Annotated in this window: 20 protein-coding genes; 15 read left to right on the plus strand and 5 right to left on the minus strand. The window is 44.8% G+C overall.

Going from position 1 to position 22,279, the window contains the following annotated elements:
• Positions 1-22: 22 nt before the first annotated feature.
• The gene (locus tag C6Y39_RS06730) at positions 23-1,714 is read right to left on the minus strand and encodes an NAD-dependent malic enzyme (protein ID WP_105930529.1); all 1,692 of its coding nucleotides are present in this window, start codon (positions 1,712-1,714) and stop codon (positions 23-25) included.
• A gap of 80 nt (positions 1,715-1,794) precedes the next feature.
• A complete protein-coding gene (locus tag C6Y39_RS06735; RefSeq protein WP_105930530.1) occupies positions 1,795-4,458 on the minus strand; it encodes a penicillin-binding protein 1A in 2,664 nt (887 codons plus the stop codon).
• Between the two features lie 135 nt (positions 4,459-4,593).
• Here C6Y39_RS06735 and pilM point away from each other — a divergent pair, with 135 nt between their 5' ends.
• The 9 genes from pilM to C6Y39_RS06780 all read left to right on the plus strand — a co-directional run bounded on the left by pilM (position 4,594) and on the right by C6Y39_RS06780 (position 13,746).
• Entirely contained in the window at positions 4,594-5,661 is a 1,068-nt protein-coding gene (gene pilM, locus C6Y39_RS06740) for a type IV pilus assembly protein PilM (RefSeq protein ID WP_105930531.1), read from the plus strand.
• Positions 5,649-6,230, plus strand: coding sequence for a PilN domain-containing protein (locus tag C6Y39_RS06745; RefSeq protein WP_105930532.1), 582 nt, complete (start codon positions 5,649-5,651; stop codon positions 6,228-6,230). The genes pilM and C6Y39_RS06745 overlap by 13 nt, the downstream gene beginning before the upstream one ends.
• Complete coding sequence (locus C6Y39_RS06750) at positions 6,230-6,841, plus strand: type IV pilus inner membrane component PilO (RefSeq protein ID WP_105930533.1); 612 nt, start codon at positions 6,230-6,232, stop codon at positions 6,839-6,841. The genes C6Y39_RS06745 and C6Y39_RS06750 overlap by 1 nt, the downstream gene beginning before the upstream one ends.
• Positions 6,838-7,365 carry a pilus assembly protein PilP gene (locus C6Y39_RS06755; RefSeq protein ID WP_105930534.1) on the plus strand — a complete coding sequence of 176 codons (528 nt, stop codon included), beginning with the start codon at positions 6,838-6,840 and terminating at the stop codon, positions 7,363-7,365. Before C6Y39_RS06750 ends, C6Y39_RS06755 begins: the two co-directional genes overlap by 4 nt.
• A gap of 2 nt (positions 7,366-7,367) precedes the next feature.
• Positions 7,368-9,140 carry a type IV pilus secretin PilQ gene (locus C6Y39_RS06760; RefSeq protein ID WP_105930535.1) on the plus strand — a complete coding sequence of 591 codons (1,773 nt, stop codon included), beginning with the start codon at positions 7,368-7,370 and terminating at the stop codon, positions 9,138-9,140.
• Between the two features lie 271 nt (positions 9,141-9,411).
• Complete coding sequence (aroK, locus tag C6Y39_RS06765) at positions 9,412-9,927, plus strand: shikimate kinase AroK (RefSeq protein ID WP_105930536.1); 516 nt, start codon at positions 9,412-9,414, stop codon at positions 9,925-9,927.
• Positions 9,928-9,957: 30 nt separating this feature from the next.
• Positions 9,958-11,025 (plus strand): 3-dehydroquinate synthase, encoded by a 1,068-nt coding sequence (gene aroB / locus C6Y39_RS06770; protein WP_105930537.1) that lies wholly within the window; start codon positions 9,958-9,960, stop codon positions 11,023-11,025.
• Positions 11,026-11,185: 160 nt separating this feature from the next.
• A complete protein-coding gene (locus C6Y39_RS06775; protein ID WP_105930538.1) occupies positions 11,186-12,649 on the plus strand; it encodes an SPOR domain-containing protein in 1,464 nt (487 codons plus the stop codon).
• A 215-nt stretch (positions 12,650-12,864) separates the two neighbouring features.
• A complete protein-coding gene (locus tag C6Y39_RS06780) occupies positions 12,865-13,746 on the plus strand; it encodes a Dam family site-specific DNA-(adenine-N6)-methyltransferase (RefSeq protein WP_105930539.1) in 882 nt (293 codons plus the stop codon).
• 85 nt (positions 13,747-13,831) lie between these two features.
• Here C6Y39_RS06780 and C6Y39_RS06785 read toward each other — a convergent pair whose 3' ends face one another.
• From C6Y39_RS06785 to C6Y39_RS06795, 3 genes are all read right to left on the minus strand, one after another.
• A complete protein-coding gene (locus tag C6Y39_RS06785) occupies positions 13,832-14,032 on the minus strand; it encodes a DUF2970 domain-containing protein (protein WP_105930540.1) in 201 nt (66 codons plus the stop codon).
• Between the two features lie 9 nt (positions 14,033-14,041).
• Positions 14,042-14,350, minus strand: coding sequence for a hypothetical protein (locus C6Y39_RS06790; protein WP_105930541.1), 309 nt, complete (start codon positions 14,348-14,350; stop codon positions 14,042-14,044).
• 171 nt (positions 14,351-14,521) lie between these two features.
• Entirely contained in the window at positions 14,522-15,343 is an 822-nt protein-coding gene (locus C6Y39_RS06795; protein ID WP_105930542.1) for a TorF family putative porin, read from the minus strand.
• Between the two features lie 304 nt (positions 15,344-15,647).
• Between C6Y39_RS06795 and rpe the strand changes: the two genes are divergently transcribed.
• The 6 genes from rpe (at position 15,648) to astA (ending at position 22,273) form a co-directional block, all read left to right on the plus strand.
• Positions 15,648-16,325 (plus strand): ribulose-phosphate 3-epimerase, encoded by a 678-nt coding sequence (gene rpe / locus C6Y39_RS06800; RefSeq protein ID WP_105930543.1) that lies wholly within the window; start codon positions 15,648-15,650, stop codon positions 16,323-16,325.
• Between the two features lie 65 nt (positions 16,326-16,390).
• Positions 16,391-17,398 carry a tryptophan--tRNA ligase gene (gene trpS / locus C6Y39_RS06805; RefSeq protein ID WP_105930544.1) on the plus strand — a complete coding sequence of 336 codons (1,008 nt, stop codon included), beginning with the start codon at positions 16,391-16,393 and terminating at the stop codon, positions 17,396-17,398.
• A gap of 103 nt (positions 17,399-17,501) precedes the next feature.
• On the plus strand, positions 17,502-18,086 hold the full coding sequence (locus C6Y39_RS06810) for an anthranilate synthase component II (RefSeq protein WP_105930545.1): 585 nt from the start codon (positions 17,502-17,504) through the stop codon (positions 18,084-18,086).
• 291 nt (positions 18,087-18,377) lie between these two features.
• Positions 18,378-19,544, plus strand: a complete 1,167-nt coding sequence (locus C6Y39_RS06815; RefSeq protein WP_105930546.1) for an HDOD domain-containing protein — start codon at positions 18,378-18,380, stop codon at positions 19,542-19,544.
• Between the two features lie 462 nt (positions 19,545-20,006).
• A complete protein-coding gene (locus C6Y39_RS06820; RefSeq protein WP_105930547.1) occupies positions 20,007-21,215 on the plus strand; it encodes an aspartate aminotransferase family protein in 1,209 nt (402 codons plus the stop codon).
• A gap of 20 nt (positions 21,216-21,235) precedes the next feature.
• On the plus strand, positions 21,236-22,273 hold the full coding sequence (gene astA / locus C6Y39_RS06825) for an arginine N-succinyltransferase (protein WP_105930548.1): 1,038 nt from the start codon (positions 21,236-21,238) through the stop codon (positions 22,271-22,273).
• The last annotated feature ends 6 nt before the right edge of the window (positions 22,274-22,279 follow it).

A 22,279-nucleotide genomic window follows, 5' to 3' on the forward strand; every position in this document is an offset into this window, starting at 1 on the left:
TTTTTTAAAACGTCAGCGTTAGTTAAATGCTGACCCGTTTATAAGGGCGGTATTCAGCTTTCCAGAAGTTTCGCTCTATACTTTCTAGCAAAGCGTCATCCGACATCTCAAGGGCAAGCCCCTGCTCCATCGCTACCCTACCCACTTCGAAGGCAATCTCGCGACTTATTTGAGCTATCGCCGATAGCGGTGGCAATAGCGAACCTTGCCCCGTGTTGACTAATGGCGACGCTAAAGCAAGCGCATTACTTGCAGCCATTAACATTTCGTCGCTAATTAGTTTGGCTTTGGAGGCAACAACGCCAAGACCAATACCGGGGAAAATGTACGAGTTGTTGCATTGTGCAATCGGGTAAATTTCACCTTTATACTCAACAGGTTTAAACGGGCTACCCGTCGCGATAATAACTTCACCGTCGGTCCATTCAATAACCTGCTCTGGTCTTGCCTCAACTTGGCGAGACGGGTTACTCAGTGGGAAGATGATTGGTAACTCACATCCTTGCTTCATGGCGCGGATCACTTGCTCAGTAAACAAACCAGGCTGACCTGAAACGCCAATCAGTACGTCTGGCTGCGCGCAGTGCATCACGTCAAGTAGTGATGCGTAATCACCACTGAATGTCCAATCAGCTAAGTCTGCATTTTTTTGCTGAAGCTTTTGTTGGAAGTCACGTAAGCCCTCCATACCTTCAGTGACTAAGCCGAAACGGTCAATCATAAACACTTGCTTGCGCGCTTGTTCATCAGTAAGACCTTCAAAGACCATCTGTTGGATAAGCATTTCAGCAATACCACAGCCTGCTGAGCCCGCCCCAACAAATACAACCTTCATGTCGCTAAGCTTTTGCTGCTTAGTTTTACATGCCGCGAGTATAGTGCCGAGCGTAACTGCAGCAGTACCTTGAATATCGTCGTTAAAGCAGCACACATCGTTTCGGTAGCGATTCAGTAACGGCATTGCATTGGGCTGCGCGAAGTCTTCAAACTGGATCATCACATCTGGCCAGCGTCGTTTCACCGCATTAATGAACATATCTACAAATTCATCGTATTCTTCTTGCCCGATACGAGGGTGACGCGCGCCCATATACATAGGGTCGTTTAACAGTTTCTCGTTATTGGTGCCTACGTCTAGCATAACGGGTAGCGTGTAAGCAGGGCTAATTCCGCCACATGCGGTATAGAGCGACAGTTTTCCGATAGGGATCCCCATACCGCCGATACCCTGATCTCCCAACCCAAGAATACGCTCACCGTCAGTCACAACAATCACTTTTACTTTACGTTTTGTGGCATTGCGGACAATGTCGTCTAGCTGGTGACGCTCTTCATATGACACAAACAAACCACGGGAGCTACGGTAGATATCAGAAAACTGTTCACATGCATCTCCTACCGTTGGGGTGTAAATAATAGGCATCATCTCATCGATATGCTTTTGAATGAGGCGATAGAACAAGGTTTCGTTGTTGTCTTGAATAGCTCGAAGGTAAATATGCTTATTTAACGCTTCGTCGAAGCTACTATATTGCATATACGCTCGTTCAACTTGCTCCTCAATGGTTTCATATCGAGGCGGCACCAAACCGGTTAGATTGAACGCCGCTCGCTCGCGGGCGGTAAAGGCACTGCCTTTATTCAGTAGGGGCGTTTCTAGCAATGAAGGGCCAGCGTGAGGGATATATAGATATCGTTGTGAGTCTTCTGACATTGTTTTTCCGAAAATGTGTTCAGGCAATTACATCGCTTAAGCCTAAAGAAACGACACGTCAGCGACGTGTCTTCTTATAATTAGAATATTTCTTCTGGCTCTGGCGCAGTAGTTTCATCCTGCGTAGCTGGATCCAACACTTCGTCATCACGAACATAAGTTGTCGGTTCAGTGCCTTGCAGGAAATATTCAAATAGTGTCGTATGGTCTGTCCGTCGGGTCAACTTTCCACTGGTACGATCAATGCGAACCCGCACTATATTTTCTGGTACGGGCATTGGCGTATGCGGTTTACTTTCAAGCGCATATTCCATGAATCTGATCCATGCAGGCTGTGCTGCTTTCGCGCCATCTTCAATACCTATCATGGCATTGCCTATCCAATTAAACTTTTCAGGATCTTTGTTGATAAGATTTTGGTTGCGTGTTGCACGCCCAAGTTGCCTGCCCATATTGTCAAAGCCTACCCATGCAGTGGCAACAATATCCTTGTGAAAGCCGCTGAACCACGTGTCTCGTGAATCGTTAGTTGTACCAGTTTTCCCCGCAATATCCGTGCGCTGAAGTATATTACGAGCACGCCACCCGGTTCCCAACCAATAGGTTTTTTTGCTCCAATTACCGTTTGCTCGAACAGCGGTACGCATCATTTCACCGACTAAAAAGGCATTTTGTGCCGTGATCACTTGAGGTGCTATCACCTTTTCGGTATTTTCATCGTCGCCCGAATCACCTAACAGTATGTCTTGATTGAGCTCTGCGGCTAACAAGGCTTCAACATCGGCTTCCTCGTCTTCCGGTAATATGTCGGCATCACTGTGGCTTTCGCAACGATTGCATGCCCATACCGGATTGGCTTTCCAGAGTTCATCGCCATTTTCATCCAGCACTTTGCTTATGAAGTGTGGATTTACCAGATATCCACCGTTCGCGATAACCGACATGCCTCTCACGACCTCTAAAGGTGTATGCGAACTTGACCCCAACGATACGGTTTCATCCAATGGAATATCGTCTTTATTAAAGCCGAAGCGGGTTAAATAATCTGCGGTTTCTCTTAATCCAACACCGCGAAGCAGCCTTACCGAGACTACGTTTTTAGATTTCCCAAGGGCTTTTCGCATTCTGATAGGGCCATCGTACTCAGCGGGTGAGTTTTGAGGGCGCCACGCTACACCCGTGGCTGCATTCCATTGGTTAATCGGCGCGTCATTGATAATAGATGCCAGAGTGTAACCGCTGTCTATAGCTGCTGAGTACACAAAAGGTTTGATGTTTGAACCAACCTGGCGCTTCGCTTGCGTCGCTCGGTTAAATTGACTTTGGTAGAAGCTATAACCACCAACCACCGCTTCGACCGCGCCGTTTTGTGGGTTAAGTGCGATAAAGGCTCCACTCACTTCGGGTATTTGCGAAATACGCCACTGATCATCTTGCTGCCTTATGTAGATTACCGCGCCTTCTTGCGTGACATCACTGGCTGTTTGCGGGTCGCTGCCTTGTCTGAAATCAGTAATGTAGCGACGGGCCCAATCCAGACCACCCCACTCTATCGTTCGCACTTGCTCATCAACTGACAACACTTCTATTGATTGTTCGTTGACCTTTGTTACGACAGAGGGAATAAGAGGCTTGATATAAGGAATCTCGGCTAACACTTGCAGCATTGAAGCCTCATCCCATTCGTCCCTAGAGGTTTTATTACTCACGTCGAAACTCAATGACAATTGAGGGATAACATCATCTTTACTTTCTGGCTTAGGAATATTCCATAAATACCCCAGAGCACCCTTGTAGCCGTGACGCTCATCATAATCATGAAGGTTTCTTACCACCGCTCTTTGAGCAGCAAGCTGCATATCTGACGTTGCGGTTGCAAACACTTGATAGCCGCCTGTTTCAGCTTCTTCCTTACCATAAATTTCTACCATTTCATTATAAATGGTGTCAGCAAGATAAGGCGCATCCACTTCAATCTCTGCGCCGTGTTTTTTAGCGGTAACAGGAGCACCTGCAGCCTCGTCGAACTGGGCTTTTGTGATGTATCCTTCGTCGAGCATTCGAAGTAATACAACCCGTCTACGCTCAACAGAACGTTCTGGGCTGCTAACTGGATTTAACACTGAAGGCGCTTTAGGAAGACCGGCAATCGTTGCAATTTGTGCCAGCGTAAGTTCATTTAGCGGTTTACCATAGTAAACTTGTGCAGCCGCACCGAAACCAAACGCTCTATGGCCTAACTCGATTTTATTGAGATACAGCTCCAAGATTTCTTGCTTTGATAGCTCCTGCTCCATATGAAGCGCAATGAAGATTTCTTTTACCTTTCTTACGTACGTTTTTTCACGGCTTAGGAAAAAGCCTCGCGCTAGCTGCATCGTTAGCGTACTTGCCCCCTGACGTTTTTCGCCAGTTAGCACTAAACTTACTGCAGCACGCACAATACCAATTGGGTCAATACCGCGGTGTTCGTAGAAGCGGCTGTCCTCGGTAGCAAGTATGGCATCGATCAATTCTTGAGGAACTTCCTCAAGTTTTACCGGGATCCGCCGTTTAACTCCATACTGCGAAATAAGTTTTCCGTCTTTGGTGTATATCTGCATGGGTGTTTGCAGCCGTACATCCTTAAGTACAGTAACACTTGGTAGGTCAGGTTTGATATAAAAGTAAATACCTACCAGCGCAGCGAAACCAAGAAGGCCTGATAGAAAACTAAATAGAATAAATGGTTTGATGTACTTCACTGTAACGGATACCAAGACATTTTGTTGAAATGACGTATATTTATACGTATGTGCTTACATTAGAACCATACGCATTATACTAATAGAGTAACATTGTACTTTAGAGCAACTACCTTTGAAACTGGACACTTACACATGAAATCGCTGTTCAAAAAAAAGCTGCCGCCCATTGTGGGCTTAGACATAGGCACGCGTCAAATAAAAGCGGTGTGGCTAGAGCAATCGAAAGACGGATTCATCCTTCAAGGGTATGCCTGTGAACCGATAAGTAAGATCGCGTTCTCAGAACGTGATATCAAAGACTATGAGTCTGTCAGTATCGCGCTTAAAAAGATTCGTAAATCTCTTAAAACGAAAATAAAGCTCGCCAACGTCGCCGTAGCGGGTACTTCGGTTATTAGCAAAATCGTATACATGGATCCCGAGCAAAACGACTACGACTTGGAAAATCAAATTGAAATAGAAGCGGATAGCCTAATTCCCTACCCGCTTGAAGAAGTGTATTTAGATTTTGAAGAAATGGGCCCCAGTGCCACCCATACCGGAAAAGTAAATGTGCTTTTAACCGCGGCACACAAAGATTTGGTCGATAGCAGACTACTACTCGCTAGAGAAGCTAACTTTGAGCCCAAAATTGTCGATATGGAAAATTTTGCTATTGGAAACGCGCTCGACTTTTTTTATTCAGCCCATGAGGAAGATACGCCGCTTTGCTGTGTTAACGTTGGCGCGTCGCTGCTGCAAATATGCGTTGTTAAAAATGGCGAAGTAATCTATACAAAAGAGCATGCCTTCGGCCTTAACCATTTAATCAATGATATCAGTGCTATTCATATGGTTGAGCGGGAAAGCGCAGAGAGACAGCTTCTTGACGGCACGCTTTCTGGCAATTGGGTAGAGGATACTCTGCCCATATTTGCCGCTAACCTTCAGCAAAATATCAATCGCGCAATACAAATGTATATGAGTACGCTGCATGCAGATCGTCCCACGAAAATCCTATTCTGTGGTGGCGCAGCGACCATAGCACCGCTTGTCGATATTTTAAAACAAGACTTAGGGCTTGATGTGATTTGCTTTAACCCCTTTAGTAATATGACAATTAACCCTAAACTTGATACCACAAGACTTAACAAAATAGCGCCTCAACTTGCCATTGCCGCAGGATTGGCGAGCCGGAGCTTTACGCCATGGCACATGTAAACTTATTGCCCTGGCGTGAAAAGCAGCGTCAGCATCAGAAGCAACAATATCTTGCCGGCTTGGTGGCTGTTGCCGCTATCGTTGGCCTCATTTTTTGGTTTATCGGTCAAGCCATTGACCAGCAAATCAATAATCAAAACTCGCGCAATCAGTTCCTCGAACGAGAGATCGCTATCCTCGATGCGCAAATTGGTGAAATTAAAAAAGTAAAAGAAAGAAAGAGTGCCGTTGAACAGCGGATGGCGTTAATTGAACAACTTCAGGCCAGCCGCAATATTGCACCGATTGTTTTTGATGAGCTTGCCAAGCTAGTTCCGCCTGGTGTTGCTTTCGAGACAATGACGCGGAGCAATAATCGCATTGAGATAGAAGGAATTAGTGATTCTAATAACCGTCTGTCTGACTTCATGCGTGCGCTGGATAACTCGAAAGTTTTTATTTCTGCAGAGCTATCGACGATAAAGTCTGACAGCAGTGCCGCCAGAGCCATAAGCAATTTCACGCTTACTTTTTCAATAAATCCAAACGTCGCTCCTGTAGAGCTTGAAGTGAGTGAGGCACAGAAATAATGAAGTTTGATGTTTCAAAGCTAAAAGAACTCAATGAGCTCGATTTCGAACAGATAGCAATATGGCCAAACGAAGTGCGTATTGTTGTAGCAGCTTTCCTCGCTATTTTAGTAGGCGCCTTAAGCTATTACATGTTAGTCAGCCCGAAGCTGCCAATAAAAGACGCAGTTGAATTAAAAGAGCAAGAGCTAAAGCTTCAGTTTGAAGCAAAATACCGCATTGCGGCCAATTTAGATGCCTACGAAGCGCAACTAAAACAGATTAGAGAAGACTTTTCCTCAATGCTAAAAAGTCTACCTACCAGTAACGAAACCCCTGGATTGCTAGACGACATTACCTATGTAGGAACGGCTTCAGGCCTCACATTTGAGCTGTTGAACTGGCAGCAAGAAGTGCCAAAAGAGTTCTATACTGAGCTTCCTATCGAAATGGAAGTAAGCGGCGGTTATCACAATTTTGGCGAATTTGTTTCGAAGGTCGCTGATTTACCTCGAATTGTGACCCTGCATGACTTCGAAATTAAGCGGCAGGCCAATACCTTATCGCTTAAATTACAGGCTAAAACCTATCGCTCTGAAAGCGCATCAGACCTTGAAGGAGATGAACAATGATTCGTTCGTTTTTATCTCTGATTGTTCTATTTCTCATAGCCGGTTGTTCACCTAAACTTGACGACTTGCAAGCTTACACCCAAAGCGTAAAGGAGCGAGCTCAGCCGCAGGTCGAACCCTATCCAGAATTTAAAAGCCACCCTCCTTTTAATTACTCATCAAGCGAACTACGTAGCCCTTTTGACCGCCTACGGAACGAGACGGCACCAGTAACGACGTCACGGGTTGAGAACTGTTTGCAGCCTGATTTTCAGCGCCGCAAAGAAGCATTGGAGGCTTACGGCATAGACGCATTGGCCCTATCCGGTAGTTTCGTGGTTAAAGGAGAGAAATGGGCGCTCTTAAAAAGTAATGATGGCGTTCTACATAAAGCTAAAGTAGGGAGTCGTATCGGCTTGTTTTATGGCAAAATTATACAAATCGGCGCAGACTCGATTACTATTGAACAATTATTACCTGATGGCGCAGGCTGCTGGCAAAGGAAAACAACAACAATGACTACAGCATCGAAGGCGGGAGAGTAAGCATGGCCGAACGATACATATTCAATAAGTCTCTGAATCGTAGAGCGCCGAAATGGTACTGGCTAGCCTTCTTGGCAACAGCAGTACTTTCACTGACTGTATTTATCTCGCCGGTCAAAGCACAAGAGCCGCTATTGGTAGACCCAAGCAATAAGCGCAATACTTCAACATTCAGTACCACGATTACGAATGTCGATTTTACCCAAGCTGCGGGTAATACGGCAGTGACGGTGGTGAACTTCGAAGGTCAGGCACCAAAAGTACAGCTAATAGAGTCGCAGGGTAAGGTATCGCTAACCCTTCCTGATACAGCTTTAGGCGAGGACCAATTATTAGAGCTCAACGTCGCAGACTTTGGCACCATGGTTTCTACGATAGAAACCTTCGAAGAAAAGGGTGGAGCCCGATTAGAAATCAACTACACCGGACAGGTTACGGTTAAAAATACAGTGAAAGATGGAGTGCTACGCGTTGCCATTTCACCTATGGACAGTGCACAACAAGAAGCACTTGAAGCGGAGAAAGTATACACTGGCGACCCTATCTCACTCGATTTTCAAGACGTACCAGTTAGACAAGTTTTACAAATCATTGCTCAGGTAAATGGTTTTAATCTTGTGACCACCGATACCGTGTCTGGGAATGTCACTATAAGTTTATCTGGCGTTCCGTGGGATCAAGCCTTAGACATGATTTTGCGCGTTAAAGGGCTAGATAAACGTTTAGAAGGTAACATTTTATTGATTGCCCCTGCTGAAGAACTTGCCGCCCGAGAAACCCAAGCGCTTCAATCGAAAAAACAAGTGTCTGACCTTGCGCCACTTCACACCGTAAACATATCGGTTAATTACGCCAAAGCAGCAGCGCTTGCTACTATTTTAAAGTCTACCGAAGGCGGTATTCTCTCTGAAAGAGGTGGTGTAACGGTAGACGAGCGTACTAATACTTTGCTCATTCGCGACACGCTGGCTTCCATTGATGAGGCAAGAAAAACAATCAAAGCGTTAGACATTCCAGTTAAACAAGTTCTTATTGAAAGCCGCATGGTAACGGTGCTAGACGATGTTGACGAACAGCTTGGTGTGCGCTGGGGTTTCAGTGATCGTCAAGATGACAACGGCGTTTCTGGTAGCATTGAAGGGGCGGATACCATTGCTGGTGGTATAGTACCAAGCATTGATAATCGTCTTAACGTGAACCTGCCTGTAAGCAGTGCTGCAGGTAGTATCGGGTTTCAAATTGCCAGTTTGGTCGATGGTACTATACTCGACCTAGAGCTCTCAGCGCTGGAATCGGAAAACAAAGGCGAAATCATTGCTAGCCCACGCATCACGGTAGCAAACCAGCATGAAGCTTACATCGAGCAAGGTACTGAAATACCGTATGTGCAGGCAACATCAAGTGGTGCCACCTCAGTAGAATTTAAAAAGGCGGTATTGTCACTGAAAGTAACGCCTCACATTACCCCTGACAATCGCATCATTCTTGATTTGGTTGTTACCCAAGATACTCGTGGTGAGACAGTGTCAACGTCTACGGGTGATGCTGTGGCTATTGATACCCAAGAGATCAAAACACAGGTATTAGTTGAAAACGGTGAAACCATTGTACTTGGCGGTATTTTCCAACAAACCAGTTCTGATGGCGTGTCAAAAGTCCCTCTATTTGGAGACCTGCCGCTTGTAGGGGCACTTTTTAGAAACTCATCACAGTTACAGCAAAAACGAGAGCTTCTTATCTTCGTTACGCCAAAAATTGTAACCGAAAGACCCTAACGAATGTATTTACAGAGACGAAAATGCGCTTCTATAAGCGCATTTTTTTATTTTAAGGTCTTTTTTGTAACTAAATTTACAGGTATACACTATTTGTTGGTAACAAAACTTGCAACGCCTTGCATGAAACTGAGATAATCCCCGCCTCGAAATTTAAGCGAGGTTTAAGGAGTGGTGCTTATTGGACACTAAATAGGCACGAGTCAATGGGTAGGCTGGTAAGGCAACAGTGCACTGCCCCTAACATGATTAAGTTGTGATATAAGCAAATATGGCTGAAAAACGTAATATCTTTTTAGTTGGCCCAATGGGTGCTGGCAAAAGTACCATCGGTAGACATCTAGCAGACGAACTTCACCTAGACTTTTTTGATTCTGATCAGGAAATTGAGCGCCGCACAGGTGCTGATATCGCTTGGATCTTTGATCTTGAAGGCGAAGACGGCTTCCGCGTGCGCGAAGAGAACGTCATTAATGATTTGACAGACAAGCAAGGTATTGTACTTGCCACAGGTGGCGGTTCTATTGTAACTAAAGCTGTGCGCAATCGTTTATCTGCCCGTGGTATTGTTGTTTACTTACAAACGACCATCGATAAGCAAGTTGCCCGTACACAACGCGACAAACGTCGTCCTTTGCTACAAAACGAAGATCCTGAACAAGTGCTTCGCGATCTTGCAGAAATGCGCAACCCGCTTTATGAAGAAGTCGCTGATTACATTGTTGATACAGACGACCAAAGTGCGCGTGCTGTAGCAAATCAAATTATCAGTAAAATTGGTTTATAATTTAAATATGTAATAGGAGGTGCTACGCCAATGTCAACCTTAACTGTGGAACTTGGAGAACGTAGCTATCCTATACAGATAGAGGCTGGGCTGCTTTCGCAACCTGGCCTTTTTAGTGCCTATATTAAAGGTCCGCTCGCCGTTATTGTAACCAATGAAACCGTCGCCCCTCTATATCTAGAAACGGCGAAAGCCGCCTGCGGCGACGTTCGCGTTGAAACCATAATCTTGCCTGACGGCGAACAGTATAAGAATTTAGAACAATTCGAAGTGGTCATGACCCGCCTTCTTGAGCTTAATGCAGCAAGAGATACAACGCTAATCGCACTTGGAGGCGGTGTAATTGGTGACCTTACCGGCTTCGTCGCAGCGACCTATCAGCGAGGCGTGCCTTTTATTCAGGTGCCGACTACTCTGCTTTCTCAAGTCGACTCATCGGTGGGTGGAAAAACTGCGGTTAATCACCCGCTCGGTAAAAATATGATTGGTGCGTTTTACCAACCCGTTTATGTCGCTATCGACACCGACTCTCTTGCTACTTTACCTCCCAGAGAGTTTGCGGCAGGCATGGCAGAAGTCATCAAATACGGCATTATTTACGACGCCCCATTTTTCGAGTGGCTTGAAAGTAATGTGGATTCACTTACCTCACTTGATACCCAAGTGCTTACCGAAGCTATCTCTCGCTGCTGTGAAATTAAAGCAGACGTGGTTGCAAAGGATGAGCGCGAGGGCGGTTTACGCGCCATTCTTAATCTTGGTCATACCTTTGGTCACGCTATTGAGGCTGAGCAAGGTTATGGAAACTGGCTTCACGGTGAAGCAGTAGCTGCTGGTACTATAATTGCTTGTAAAGCAGCAGAAGGTTTATCGTGGTTTACGCCGTCAGAAACACGACGTGTGTCCGCATTGTTTGAAGCGTTTGCATTGCCCGTTGCAGGGCCTGACAGTATGACGAAAGATGACTACGTTAAACATATGAAGCGCGATAAAAAAGTGGAAGCGGGCAGCATTCGATTTGTACTTCCCCAGGGGATTGGCAAAGCGGTTGTGACTAAGGATGTCACCGACGACATTCTATCCGACATCCTGTCCTAGTCTACGCTATCGCGAAATACTTAAAGCGAACATTAACAGTTTACGCAGCGGATATATAACTCGGGCATTTAAAAGCCTGAGTTATCACTTCTAGCATGTAAGATGTAACGTGTGTTTCGTCTTCAGGTTGAATAGCAACGGTTAATAAGGGCAAACTCCCATGCAAAGCGAACTGCATGATCGTTTGGAATACTTAGTCAATTACTCTTCTCAGCTGATTTTTGTCAGCGGAGAGTCTATTGCACAACAACAAAAAACCCTCGAAGCCTTTGTTTTTCAACAGCACGATGATACTGAAATTGCGTATTTAACCGCGCAAGATAACATGGAGCCGTCAGATTACCGTCGCCAGCTTTGCAGGCAATTACTGGGGCAAGTCGTCGGCAGTTTTGTAAGACCGCTAAACGAACTACTCTCAGGCCTAAATAGTCATGAGGGGCCTATTCTTATCGCGATAACTCAAGCGCATAACCTTCCCGATGCTCTACTTCAAGAATTATGGGACTTGGTACTTCAAAGTCGATTTGCTGGAAATAAACAGCATTTAAACGTGCTTCTGTTTGCTAACAATGATTGGGCAGAACGCGCTAAACAATGGCTTCCTGCTAAAAACACCGAAACACCACTTATTATCAGCAGCCAGTCGGTTATGAGTGAACAGCCAAACTTTGCCTCTGAGCTAGACAAAATGATTGCTTCACGCCGTGAAGCGTTTCAAGCGCATCTGGAAAACAGACAGCGTGAACACACTCAAACCTTTAGTAACCCACTAAAAACCACTTGGTTTTATATAGCGGTGGCTTGTGTATTTCTGATGACTTTCGCTGGTTTAGTACATTGGCAGTACGGTGATAAGTTAGCGACTCTGTTCTCACCTATTGAACAACAAAACCAAGAATTTCAGCCCCCCCAAGTTAAACCGGGCTCGGCCTACAGCACTTTATTAAGTGACGATAATTCAAATAGTGACGAGTCACAGCGCGGCGACGGTAAACCGCTAGATGACATTGCTATTGAGGCAGCCAACGTTGAACTGGTCGTTTCCTCCATAGAAGGTGAAGATACACAAACTAAGGCGACTGACGGCAATGTTCTTGTGACCGCTTGGGACGAAGCGGTAGCTGCACTTCCAGCAAGCCCGGAAACGTCAGAGCAACAAGACGTCACGGCAGAGACAACCGATGAAGATAATTCAGGGGAACGTTTGAGCGACCAAGGTAGTGCGGTTACCAACAATGAAGATGTTGACGCGCCCATCGTAGAGATATCAAAACCCGCTCAGACATCAGATAGCACAACAGATGCCAAAGGCGTCGAAGACGCACCTTCAAAAAATGCTGAGTGGATAGCTGAAAATGACTATGCAATTCAAATGCTTGCCATGAAGGATAAATCTGTACTCAATGCGTTTCTCAGTGAAAATGGTTTATTAAACCGCACTCGAATATACAAAACGACGCGCTATGGCGGCGACTGGTTTGTGGTTGTAGACAAGCAGGTTTACACATCTATCTCTCAAGCCCAGCAAGGGCGTGCTGCTTTGCCAGAATACCCCGGTAAGGAGAATGCGTTTGTAAAACGCGGGCGCCAAATCCTTTCAGAAATAAGTAAAGTAGAAAATTAAGGTGCTTACGCTGGTTATTAGCACTAAATACGCAAAATTCCATTCTTACGACACTTGTTGGTTGTCCGTTTTACTGATGAAAGTTACAATCTACCTTTAGCGTGGTGATATCTGATACTGATCAGCATAAAAGTATAAAGACGACCCTTTCCCTTGGAACGGCGGCGCAAGGAAAAACCACCGTCTTCATTCCGTCTAGGTAGTAACGTTTAAGCATGATGCAGAAAAAAAACCGGGCTTTTCTAAAGTGGGCCGGTGGCAAATACAGCTTGGTTGAGCATATTCAGGCCAGATTACCGCAAGCTAACAAACTTATTGAACCGTTTGTTGGTGCAGGTTCTGTGTTTCTCAATACCCAATACAAACGCTATCTGCTAAATGACATTAACCCTGATCTCATCAATTTATACAATTTACTTAAAGCGCAACCAGACGCACTGATTAATGACGCACGCTCATTCTTTGACGGGAAGCGCAATCAAGAAAAAATGTATTACGCTTTACGTGAGGAGTTTAATACCACTGAAGACGAGTATTACCGCGCAATTCTTTTTCTGTATTTGAATCGCCACGGTTACAACGGGCTGTGTCGCTATAGCCTTCAAGGCCGCTTTAATGTGCCTTTTGGCCGTTACAAGAAACCTTATTTTCCTGAAGATGAGATGTTTGTATTCTCTGAGAAGTCTCAGAAGGCCACATTCACCTGCTTACCTTTTGAAAAAGTGTTTTCACGGGCAAGACGAGGTAATGTCATTTATTGTGACCCTCCTTATGCACCGATCAGTAAAACCGCAGCTTTCACCAGTTATGCGGCGCGAAGTTTTGGTCAGGAATCACAAGAAAAACTCGCTGAACTTGCTACCCGAGCATCACAAAAACGCGGTATCCCAGTGTTGATATCTAATCACGACTTGCCGCTTACAAGGGCGTTGTATCAAGGCGCTGACTTTAGCATGCTGTCAGTTAAGCGTTCGATAAGTCAAAACGGCGCAAAGCGACAACCAGTAGATGAAATATTGGCTTACTTTCCTCCCGCCACTGTGGTGACTAAGCGCAGTAGCCGCAATAAAAAAGCAACAACACGCAACTTACTATAACGTAGATTCTTGAAAAAACTGACTACGTAGATCGCGCGACGTTAATGAGAAGATGGTTCATTTATCAATAGCGAAGGGTTGACCGCTAATCGCTGTAGCCCGTATACCATTTTACGAACATAAACAATGAAACCACAAAAAGTACAACTAAAATAACGCCGATCACAGCAAAACTGATGAAGGTCCCTTTGGTAAAGTCACGTTCATAATTTCGGTGGCTCTGAACCCCAAACAAACTTGCTATCACACTACCTAGAACTGACCAAAACCCAGTGCCAGACCGCATCGTGTGACCTTAGCCGTCTTTCGAAGGTGAAGTGAAATCTCGATTACCTTCGTCGCTGTGCAACAACTCAAGTAGATCTAAAAAATGAAACTGAAAAGAAAAAGATTTACCCGCTATCCATGAAAGCCAGCTCACTTCTTCCACTCCCTCTTGATGACGGGCGCACTGGTTTTGAACATGGCTTGCTGGTAGCTTTGGATTAAATTCTGTGACCGGTTGAAAATCGCATACTGACGAGTGTGATTTAGGCGCAGTAGTAACCGCAACGCTAGCTAGCGCCACAGCTCCGCAAATCGCGAAAAAAGGAAGAACTTTCATCCTGAACACTCCTTACACTCGTTTAAAAAGTAGTCTCATTATAGACAAAAGTAGGTTACGAACAAGTTAAAAATGCGTTGCTTTAAAAATGAAAAGCCCAATGATGTGACATTAGGCTTTTACTACTCAACGTTTTATTAAAAGGCCATCCGATGGCCTCTCGATTTAATTTTAAAGTTCGAAATCTACCGAGTAAGCTACAGTGAATTTAACAGCATCGTTGTCAAACTCGTCGTCGCCGCCCATATCATCAAGGTCGGTACCCGTGATGGCAAAGCTGAAACCATCTTTTGCAATTGAAACGCCGTAGTCTACATAACCTTCTACGCCATTAAACGCTTCAGCAAAATCACCTTCATGGTAACCAACGTGAAAACCAAGTTCTGCGCCGTTTAAGATTTCCATGCTGTAATCAAGCGAGGTATACGACGCTTGTGCAAAGCCAAAGTCTTGAGTTTCACCCTCGTCAGCTTCGGTGTGCGCTAAAAGGTAAACAGTAAGGCTCAAGCCCCCCATTCCTACTGAGCCATAAACTTCTGCAAAATCGAAGTTCGCTTCGTCATCATAGTTGTAGTATAGGTAACCGAAGTCGTATGCAATGCCGTCAGACTCCCCCGAGAAACCAAAATACATGTCGTGCTCGTAAGAATAAACGTCGCCCGCGCCATAGTTCACATTAGATGCCCAAGTACCGGCATAAAAGCCACTTTCGTGAGCGTAATCAATACCGCCCTGCACAGCCGCTTCGTTAGTGGTCTGCGTAAGACCACGCCAAATGTAGTTGCTGGTCGCACTTGCATTGGCGGTAAATTCGCCTTCTGCATAGCTAGGCATTGCAGTTAGCAGACACGCTGAAGAAATAGCAGCGGCAAGTAAAGTTCTTTTTGTAGATGTTTTCATGTGTGTTCTCCAGTCAAATTCAAACTTGTTGTTATTCGTTTTTTCTGTCTGTGTTTTCTTTTTTGAACTGGATAACGCAAAGTTGGTGCCCATTTATGGTTCAGTAAAAAAAAACATAAAAACAATTGCAAGACATTGATAAACAAATACATTTGAAGGATTGGATTATTTTTTAGTGGGAACTGCTTTGGTTAAGGCTGAACAAGGACGCACCAGCATAACGCGCTCTCACCAAAACAGGGCACGCCAGCAACAGCCACTTTTCAACGTAAACCCATGTGAAATTGCGACTCAATTATCCTTTACATAGTAAAGAGGTTCGGTTTTGGGTAAACTTTCGCAACTTAAAGCGTAAGCGGCGATGCATCTTGCTGTTTTTTGATTAGAAGGACTCGTAATGAAACCATTTTTAATTGCCCCATCGATACTATCTGCCGACTTTGCCCGACTGGGAGAAGACGTGGAAAAAGTATTAGCGGCCGGTGCCGACGTGGTACATTTCGATGTTATGGATAATCACTATGTGCCAAACCTTACGTTTGGGCCCATGATTTGTGAGGCTTTGAGAAAATACGGTATTACCGCACCTATTGATGTTCACCTGATGGTTAAACCCGTTGATGATTTGATAGAAAAGTTTGCCGATGCAGGAGCTAGCTTTATTAGCTTTCATCCAGAAGCCTCTGAGCATATAGATCGGTCTTTACAGCTTATTATTGACAAAGGGTGTAAGCCCGGCTTGGTGTTTAATCCAGCCACGCCGTTACATTACCTTGACCATGTCATGGACAAGCTACACCACATTCTTATCATGTCGGTTAACCCTGGCTTTGGTGGTCAAAAATTCATACCCACCACATTAGATAAAGTTCGTGCAGTGAAGCAGCGCGTAGAAGAAAGCGGCTACGATATTCGAATTGAAATTGACGGGGGCGTAAAAGTCGATAACATTCGCGCCATCGCTGAGGCAGGGGCAGACATGTTTGTAGCTGGCTCGGCCATTTTTTCTCAAGATGATTACAGCGATGTTATTACGCAAATGCGTAATGAACTCGCCATGCTATCTAAAGCATAATTTTTGAAGCTAAGCTTTCTCTATCTTTATTAAAACAGTATTTAACGTATTACAGGTAAAAAGAAATGAGCAATAAACCCGTTGTATTAAGTGGCTGTCAGCCTTCAGGACAACTTACCCTTGGCAACTATATGGGTGCACTTAAACAGTGGGTTTCCATGCAGGACGATCACGATTGCCTATATATGATTGTAGATTTGCATGCGATAACGGTAAGACAAGATCCAAAGCAGCTTGCCGAAGCATGTTTGGACGGTCTCTCTCTTTATCTTGCCTGCGGCATTGACCCTCAAAAGAGTACGCTATTTTTGCAGTCACACGTGCCAGAACACGCACAGCTATCTTGGGTACTTAATTGCTATGCTCAAATGGGTGAGCTAAATCGCATGACGCAGTTCAAAGATAAGTCAGCGAAAAATGAAAATAACATTAATGTAGGCCTATATAGCTACCCTGTACTTCAAGCAGCAGACATTTTGCTTTACCAGGCGGACAAAGTGCCCGTAGGCGAAGATCAAAAGCAGCATCTTGAGTTAACACGTGATATCGCAACACGCGTAAATAACTTATACGGCGACGTTTTCCGCTTGCCTGATCCTTATATTCCAGAGTTTGGCGCGCGTATCATGAGTCTTCAAGAGCCAGAAAAGAAGATGTCAAAGTCAGACAGCAATCCGAATAACTTCATTGGATTATTAGAAGACCCAAAAAAGCTGGCTAAGAAGATTAAACGCGCAGTGACCGACTCTGACGAACAGGCCAACATTTATTTCAACCCAACAGAGAAACCTGGCGTATCGAACTTGCTTACCCTTCTCTCTCTTGCAACTGGGAAATCGGTGAAAGCGCTTGAGCCTGAATATACAGATAAAATGTATGGTCACTTAAAAGGTGACGTTGCAGATGCAGTGGTTGCCCTGCTTGAACCTATTCAAAACCGCTACGCTGAAATTCGAGCAGATAGAGCATATCTTGATGATGTTATGCGCCAAGGTGCAGAAAAAGCGTCTGCACGAGCCGCTGAGACCCTGGCGAAAGTTTACAAAGCTGTGGGCTTTATTCCCAAGCCATAAACTTTTAGTAAATGCAAAACGTTAACAATAAGCATGAAGAGTTCTTAGAGCTCTTCATGAGCATAACCCTCGCACGTTAGAAACACCAAGGATTAGCACTGCTGTGTTGCTGTTAATTGATAACTTCGATTCGTTTACCCATAACCTTGCTCGATACTTTAAAGAGCTTGGTGCTGACGTTGAGGTAGTGCGAAACAACGCGCTTAGCATTGACGATATCTCACGCATATCGCCAACTCAGCTTGTTATCTCTCCGGGCCCATGCACGCCTAACGAGGCCGGTATCAGCTTAGACGCAATCAGACACTTTGCCGGTAAAATTCCTATTCTTGGCGTTTGCCTGGGTCACCAAGCCATTGGGCAAGTATTTGGCGCTCATGTGGTAGGCGCGCAAGAAATTAAGCATGGGAAAGTATCTACGTTAACACATAACAATACCGGTCTATTTAAAGGGTTACCTGAAACATTCAACGTAACACGCTACCATTCGTTGGTTTTAGAACCCGCATCCGTGCCTACTTCACTGCGGATTGATGCTTGGTGTAAAACCGCCCATGGTACTAGAGAAATAATGGCAGTTTCTCATAAGTATCATCCTATTTGGGGCGTACAATATCACCCTGAGTCTTTACTCACTGAACACGGCCACAGCGTATTAAATGCGTTTTTACAGTTCAAAACACCTTAAGAAAATTTCAATAAAGCCGATACGCTTTCATAAGTGTAAAAGGTTACGCTTGAAGGCCGGTAAAACTCGCAATTCACTGATTTTTCGTTTAACTTTCTTAAATATGTTTGATATTGACTATTTATTTAGACAATAGATTTAAACGTAATAATTTATCAGTAATTCGTACAAACTCTATTGCCTCTTAAGAAAACCGTTATTTAAAGTTTTGCTATTGCGAGAACGATAAGGTCCCTGATGTACGATAATATTTCCGTTCACCAAAAAGTTATGAGCAGGAGAGCTTTTACAATGACAATGGGGGCAACGACATCGCCCACGATAGATGATCGTATCGAAAATTTGCTCATATCGCCTGAACGGGTGTTTGAAATGCTAGGAAAGCGTCGAGTTGGTGAAGTAAGTTTTGAGCAATCTGAACAAGGAGATGCGCGCAGATTACTTTTAAACGTTGAAAAAATTGCGATTGAAAATAAACGCCTGCAAGAAAAAACGGAAGCGTCCTACCTAGAATCGGTTAGCCACCAGCTTCATGAAGTACTACTTGGTGAACTTACCGAACAATTAAGTGCCACTGATGAGCTGGTTCAAACCGTTCTTAATTTACCAGAAAACATCGGTGAACTGCTTGACGCACTTGCTGTTAAAGCGTGCTCTGTATCCAAATTAGAACCAATCGCAGCCACTATGCCATGGCTTTACGATGAACTTATCGTCATTGTGAACACGCCTCAGTTCAGACGCAAAGACTCGCGCGGTCGCATTATTATCGTTGAAACGCTTCGCACTGCACTCAGCTTCTTAGGCATTGAGAACCTGCGCACGTTAATACCTTCGCTTATATTGAAGCGCGCAATGCCGCAAATTACCGATCCTCACCCACATATCAAACAAAAGCTGACCCAATACGCCACGGGTGTTGCCCTAACAGCAAAGCGGATAGCCAGTATAAGTGGAGGCAGTAAAAACGAAGCCTACGCATTAGGCGTATTGAGCAACTTGGGTCGCTGTGCAGTAACGCGGCTTTATTTCAAACTATTTGATAAAATTCAACTTCATCTTTTACAAGAGTGTCAAAAAGATAAAGAGCAGAAACGACATGAAGCCTTGCTTAAAATCGTTCCCTCAGCCAATCACCTCATCGCTATGCAACAAGAGTTTGCCGACGCAGTGAGTGCTGACATACTAGAATGGATGCATTTAAAAAGGTTGCCAATAGCTTCTGCCATGCGCGCATGTGCAAACAAAACGCCCGCAGAGCGGGGAACGCTTTGTAAAGCGCTATATCAATCGCGCACGTATACGCAAATAAGAATGTTGCACCAGCTTAAACTGGTAGAAATGAAAGACGTTAAGCCACTTTTCAACGAGCAAAAATTCCCTAATGGCGCCCTCGAAAAACTCAAATCCATTGATATTTTCACTCTGCAATTAGTTAAAAATGAAGAAAATCATTAAAAATTTAGTGGATATTCATGCAGTCATTATGCAATCACGTATCCACTTACTCCTTTTAAAGTAAAAATACGCGTTTTCTTATACTATTGCCTGCTCGAGGCTTATCGATTCGATGGGTCACTCGTCGCGGACGCCTATGATTTGCCTACTCAACAGCCTGCTAAAACCCGCATGTCACCCTTTTCAAGAGCTGATTAACGATTATTACTAAATGATATAGCCCAGTAGTTAATAGTTATTCACTTTTCCTGCAAATTAAGCCACAGTCCTTATAAATAAAGGGCTGCAGCCTTTTTGAAAGAAGACAAATGTTAAAAGAAATGGCATACTGTAAATCAAATCCGATTAGTTTTTACGCGCTGAAACGATGTTTCGAGAATGAAATTAGGTCGAAATTAACGGCTATTCTTGACGAGCACGCTGACATAGTGTGATTTAGCGCCCAATGCAGAGGTAACAAAGATGAACGTAACTCGCGCTACATTTGATGATGTAATGGTTCCTAACTATAACCCAGCAGACATGGTGCCTGTTCGCGGTGAAGGTTCTCGAGTCTGGGACCAAGATGGGGCTGAGTACATCGACTTTGCAGGCGGTATTGCAGTAAACGTTCTTGGTCATTGCCACCCTGAGCTCGTTAAGGCGCTTAATGACCAAGGCAATAAGCTTTGGCATCTAAGTAATGTATTTACGAATGAACCCGCGCTTCGCCTGGCCAAAAAGCTAAACGATGCTACCTTTTCTGACAAAGTGTATTTCGCTAATTCGGGCGCAGAAGCCAACGAAGCAGCATTAAAACTAGCCCGTCGTTGGGCACTTGATAAGCACGGCGAAGACAAGAACCAAATCATTGCGTTTAACAAAGGTTTTCACGGTCGTACTTTCTTTACCGTAACAGTAGGTGGTCAAGCCGCTTATTCTGATGGCTTTGGTCCTAAACCTGGCGCAGTTGACCACTGTGACTATAACGACCTAGCAGCCTTTGAAGCACTTATCTCTGACAAAACCTGTGCTGTTATGATGGAGCCTCTTCAAGGTGAAGGCGGTATTATTCCACCTGATGTAGACTTCGTGAAAGGTGTACGCGAGCTTTGTGACAAGCATAACGCATTACTTATTTTTGACGAAGTTCAGTCGGGGGTTGGTCGCACAGGTCACCTATACGCGTATATGGGTCTTGGCGTAACACCTGATATTTTGACCACTGCGAAATCTCTTGGTGGTGGCTTCCCAATTGGCGCCATGCTTACGACAGCAGACATTGCGGCGCACCTTAAACCCGGCACGCACGGTAGCACGTATGGCGGTAACCCACTAGCATGTGCAGTTGCAGAGAAAGCCCTCGATATTATTAACCAGCCAGAAGTACTTGAAGGCGTGCTTAAGAAAGAAGCGCTTTTCCGTGAGCTTCTAAGTGCAATTAACGATAAATACAACGTATTTGAAGAAGTTCGTGGTCAAGGCATGCTGCTTGGTTGCGCGTTAAATGAAAAATACCAAGGCCGCGCTCGCGATTTCATGATGGCGGCGACAAAAGAGCACCTTATGTGCTTGGTAGCCGGCATGAATGTTATTCGTTTTGCGCCTTCATTAGTGATTCCTGATGAGGATATCAAAGAAGGTCTTGCACGTTTTGAGCGCGCCGTTGCTGCCGTTGTAAACGCCGAATAATTACAACACGAGTAGCGAACATGAATATCATTCGCCCTATCACGAAGGCCGACTATAACGCGCTAAAAGAAATTGCCGTTGAATCGGGTATTGGCTTCACGTCTTTGCCCGTTAACGACGAACTTTTACAGCGCAAAATTGATCGTGCAGAAACTGCGTTCAACAAACCTAATGTAACTGAACCTGGCGATGAGTCATACCTGTTTGTTATGGAAGATACCACTACCGGCACGGTAGTAGGGACAACCGGTATTGAAGCTGCTGTTGGCATTGAAGACGCGTTTTATCACTATCACCTTAGTAAGGTCGTCCATGCATCTCGCGAGCTAAACATTCACAACACAGTAGACATTCTTACGTTTTGTAATGACTACACCGGGGTAACGGAAATATGCACGCTATTCCTTCGCGAACAAGCCCGAGGCGGCATTAACGGCCGCTTTCTTTCAAAGGTTCGCTTCTTGTTCATGATGGAGCATCGCGAGCGCTTTTCTGAAACAGTGATTGCAGAGATGCGCGGTGTAAGTGATGAAGAGGGTCGCTCTCCGTTTTGGGAATGGCTAGAAAACCACTTTTTCTCTATGGACTTCCCCACTGCTGACTATCTAACGGGTATTGGCAATAAAGTATTTATTGCTGAGCTAATGCCGAAATATCCGATTTACGTGAACCTGCTTAGCAAAGAAGCGCAGGAAGTAATTGGCGAGGTACATGAAAAGACTCGCCCTGCCCTTCAGCTCCTTGAGGAGGAAGGCTTTTCTTGCCGTGGATATGTAGATATTTTCGATGCAGGCCCAACGGTTGAAGCGAACTTAAGCCATATCCGCACCGCTCAGGCGAGTTTAAAACTTCCTGTTGTTATTGATGATAGTGCGGCAGCACAAGGTCAGACTCACTATATAATCAACACATCAATATCCGATTTTCGTGCAGTCGCTACCGAGATGACGGTGAGCGAAGAAAAGCACGTTGCTGTGCTATCTCGCCAAACGGCTGCTGCATTGAATGTCAAAGAGGGCGAGTACGTTCGCTTTGCCCCGGTTACATTCAGAGACTAAAAAGGA

Source organism: Alteromonas gracilis, assembly GCF_002993325.1.
In the GTDB taxonomy this organism is placed as follows: Bacteria; Pseudomonadota; Gammaproteobacteria; order Enterobacterales; family Alteromonadaceae; genus Alteromonas; species Alteromonas gracilis.

Coding starts and splice junctions, on each gene's coding strand:
- C6Y39_RS06730 (WP_105930529.1), bottom strand. CDS start 1,714: ATGTCAGAAGACTCACAACGATATCTATATATCCCTCACGCTGGCCCT.
- pilM (WP_105930531.1), top strand. CDS start 4,594: ATGAAATCGCTGTTCAAAAAAAAGCTGCCGCCCATTGTGGGCTTAGAC.
- C6Y39_RS06745 (WP_105930532.1), top strand. CDS start 5,649: ATGGCACATGTAAACTTATTGCCCTGGCGTGAAAAGCAGCGTCAGCAT.
- C6Y39_RS06750 (WP_105930533.1), top strand. CDS start 6,230: ATGAAGTTTGATGTTTCAAAGCTAAAAGAACTCAATGAGCTCGATTTC.
- C6Y39_RS06755 (WP_105930534.1), top strand. CDS start 6,838: ATGATTCGTTCGTTTTTATCTCTGATTGTTCTATTTCTCATAGCCGGT.
- C6Y39_RS06760 (WP_105930535.1), top strand. CDS start 7,368: ATGGCCGAACGATACATATTCAATAAGTCTCTGAATCGTAGAGCGCCG.
- aroK (WP_105930536.1), top strand. CDS start 9,412: ATGGCTGAAAAACGTAATATCTTTTTAGTTGGCCCAATGGGTGCTGGC.
- aroB (WP_105930537.1), top strand. CDS start 9,958: ATGTCAACCTTAACTGTGGAACTTGGAGAACGTAGCTATCCTATACAG.
- C6Y39_RS06775 (WP_105930538.1), top strand. CDS start 11,186: ATGCAAAGCGAACTGCATGATCGTTTGGAATACTTAGTCAATTACTCT.
- C6Y39_RS06780 (WP_105930539.1), top strand. CDS start 12,865: ATGATGCAGAAAAAAAACCGGGCTTTTCTAAAGTGGGCCGGTGGCAAA.
- C6Y39_RS06785 (WP_105930540.1), bottom strand. CDS start 14,032: ATGCGGTCTGGCACTGGGTTTTGGTCAGTTCTAGGTAGTGTGATAGCA.
- C6Y39_RS06790 (WP_105930541.1), bottom strand. CDS start 14,350: ATGAAAGTTCTTCCTTTTTTCGCGATTTGCGGAGCTGTGGCGCTAGCT.
- C6Y39_RS06795 (WP_105930542.1), bottom strand. CDS start 15,343: ATGGGCACCAACTTTGCGTTATCCAGTTCAAAAAAGAAAACACAGACA.
- rpe (WP_105930543.1), top strand. CDS start 15,648: ATGAAACCATTTTTAATTGCCCCATCGATACTATCTGCCGACTTTGCC.
- trpS (WP_105930544.1), top strand. CDS start 16,391: ATGAGCAATAAACCCGTTGTATTAAGTGGCTGTCAGCCTTCAGGACAA.
- C6Y39_RS06815 (WP_105930546.1), top strand. CDS start 18,378: ATGACAATGGGGGCAACGACATCGCCCACGATAGATGATCGTATCGAA.
- C6Y39_RS06820 (WP_105930547.1), top strand. CDS start 20,007: ATGAACGTAACTCGCGCTACATTTGATGATGTAATGGTTCCTAACTAT.
- astA (WP_105930548.1), top strand. CDS start 21,236: ATGAATATCATTCGCCCTATCACGAAGGCCGACTATAACGCGCTAAAA.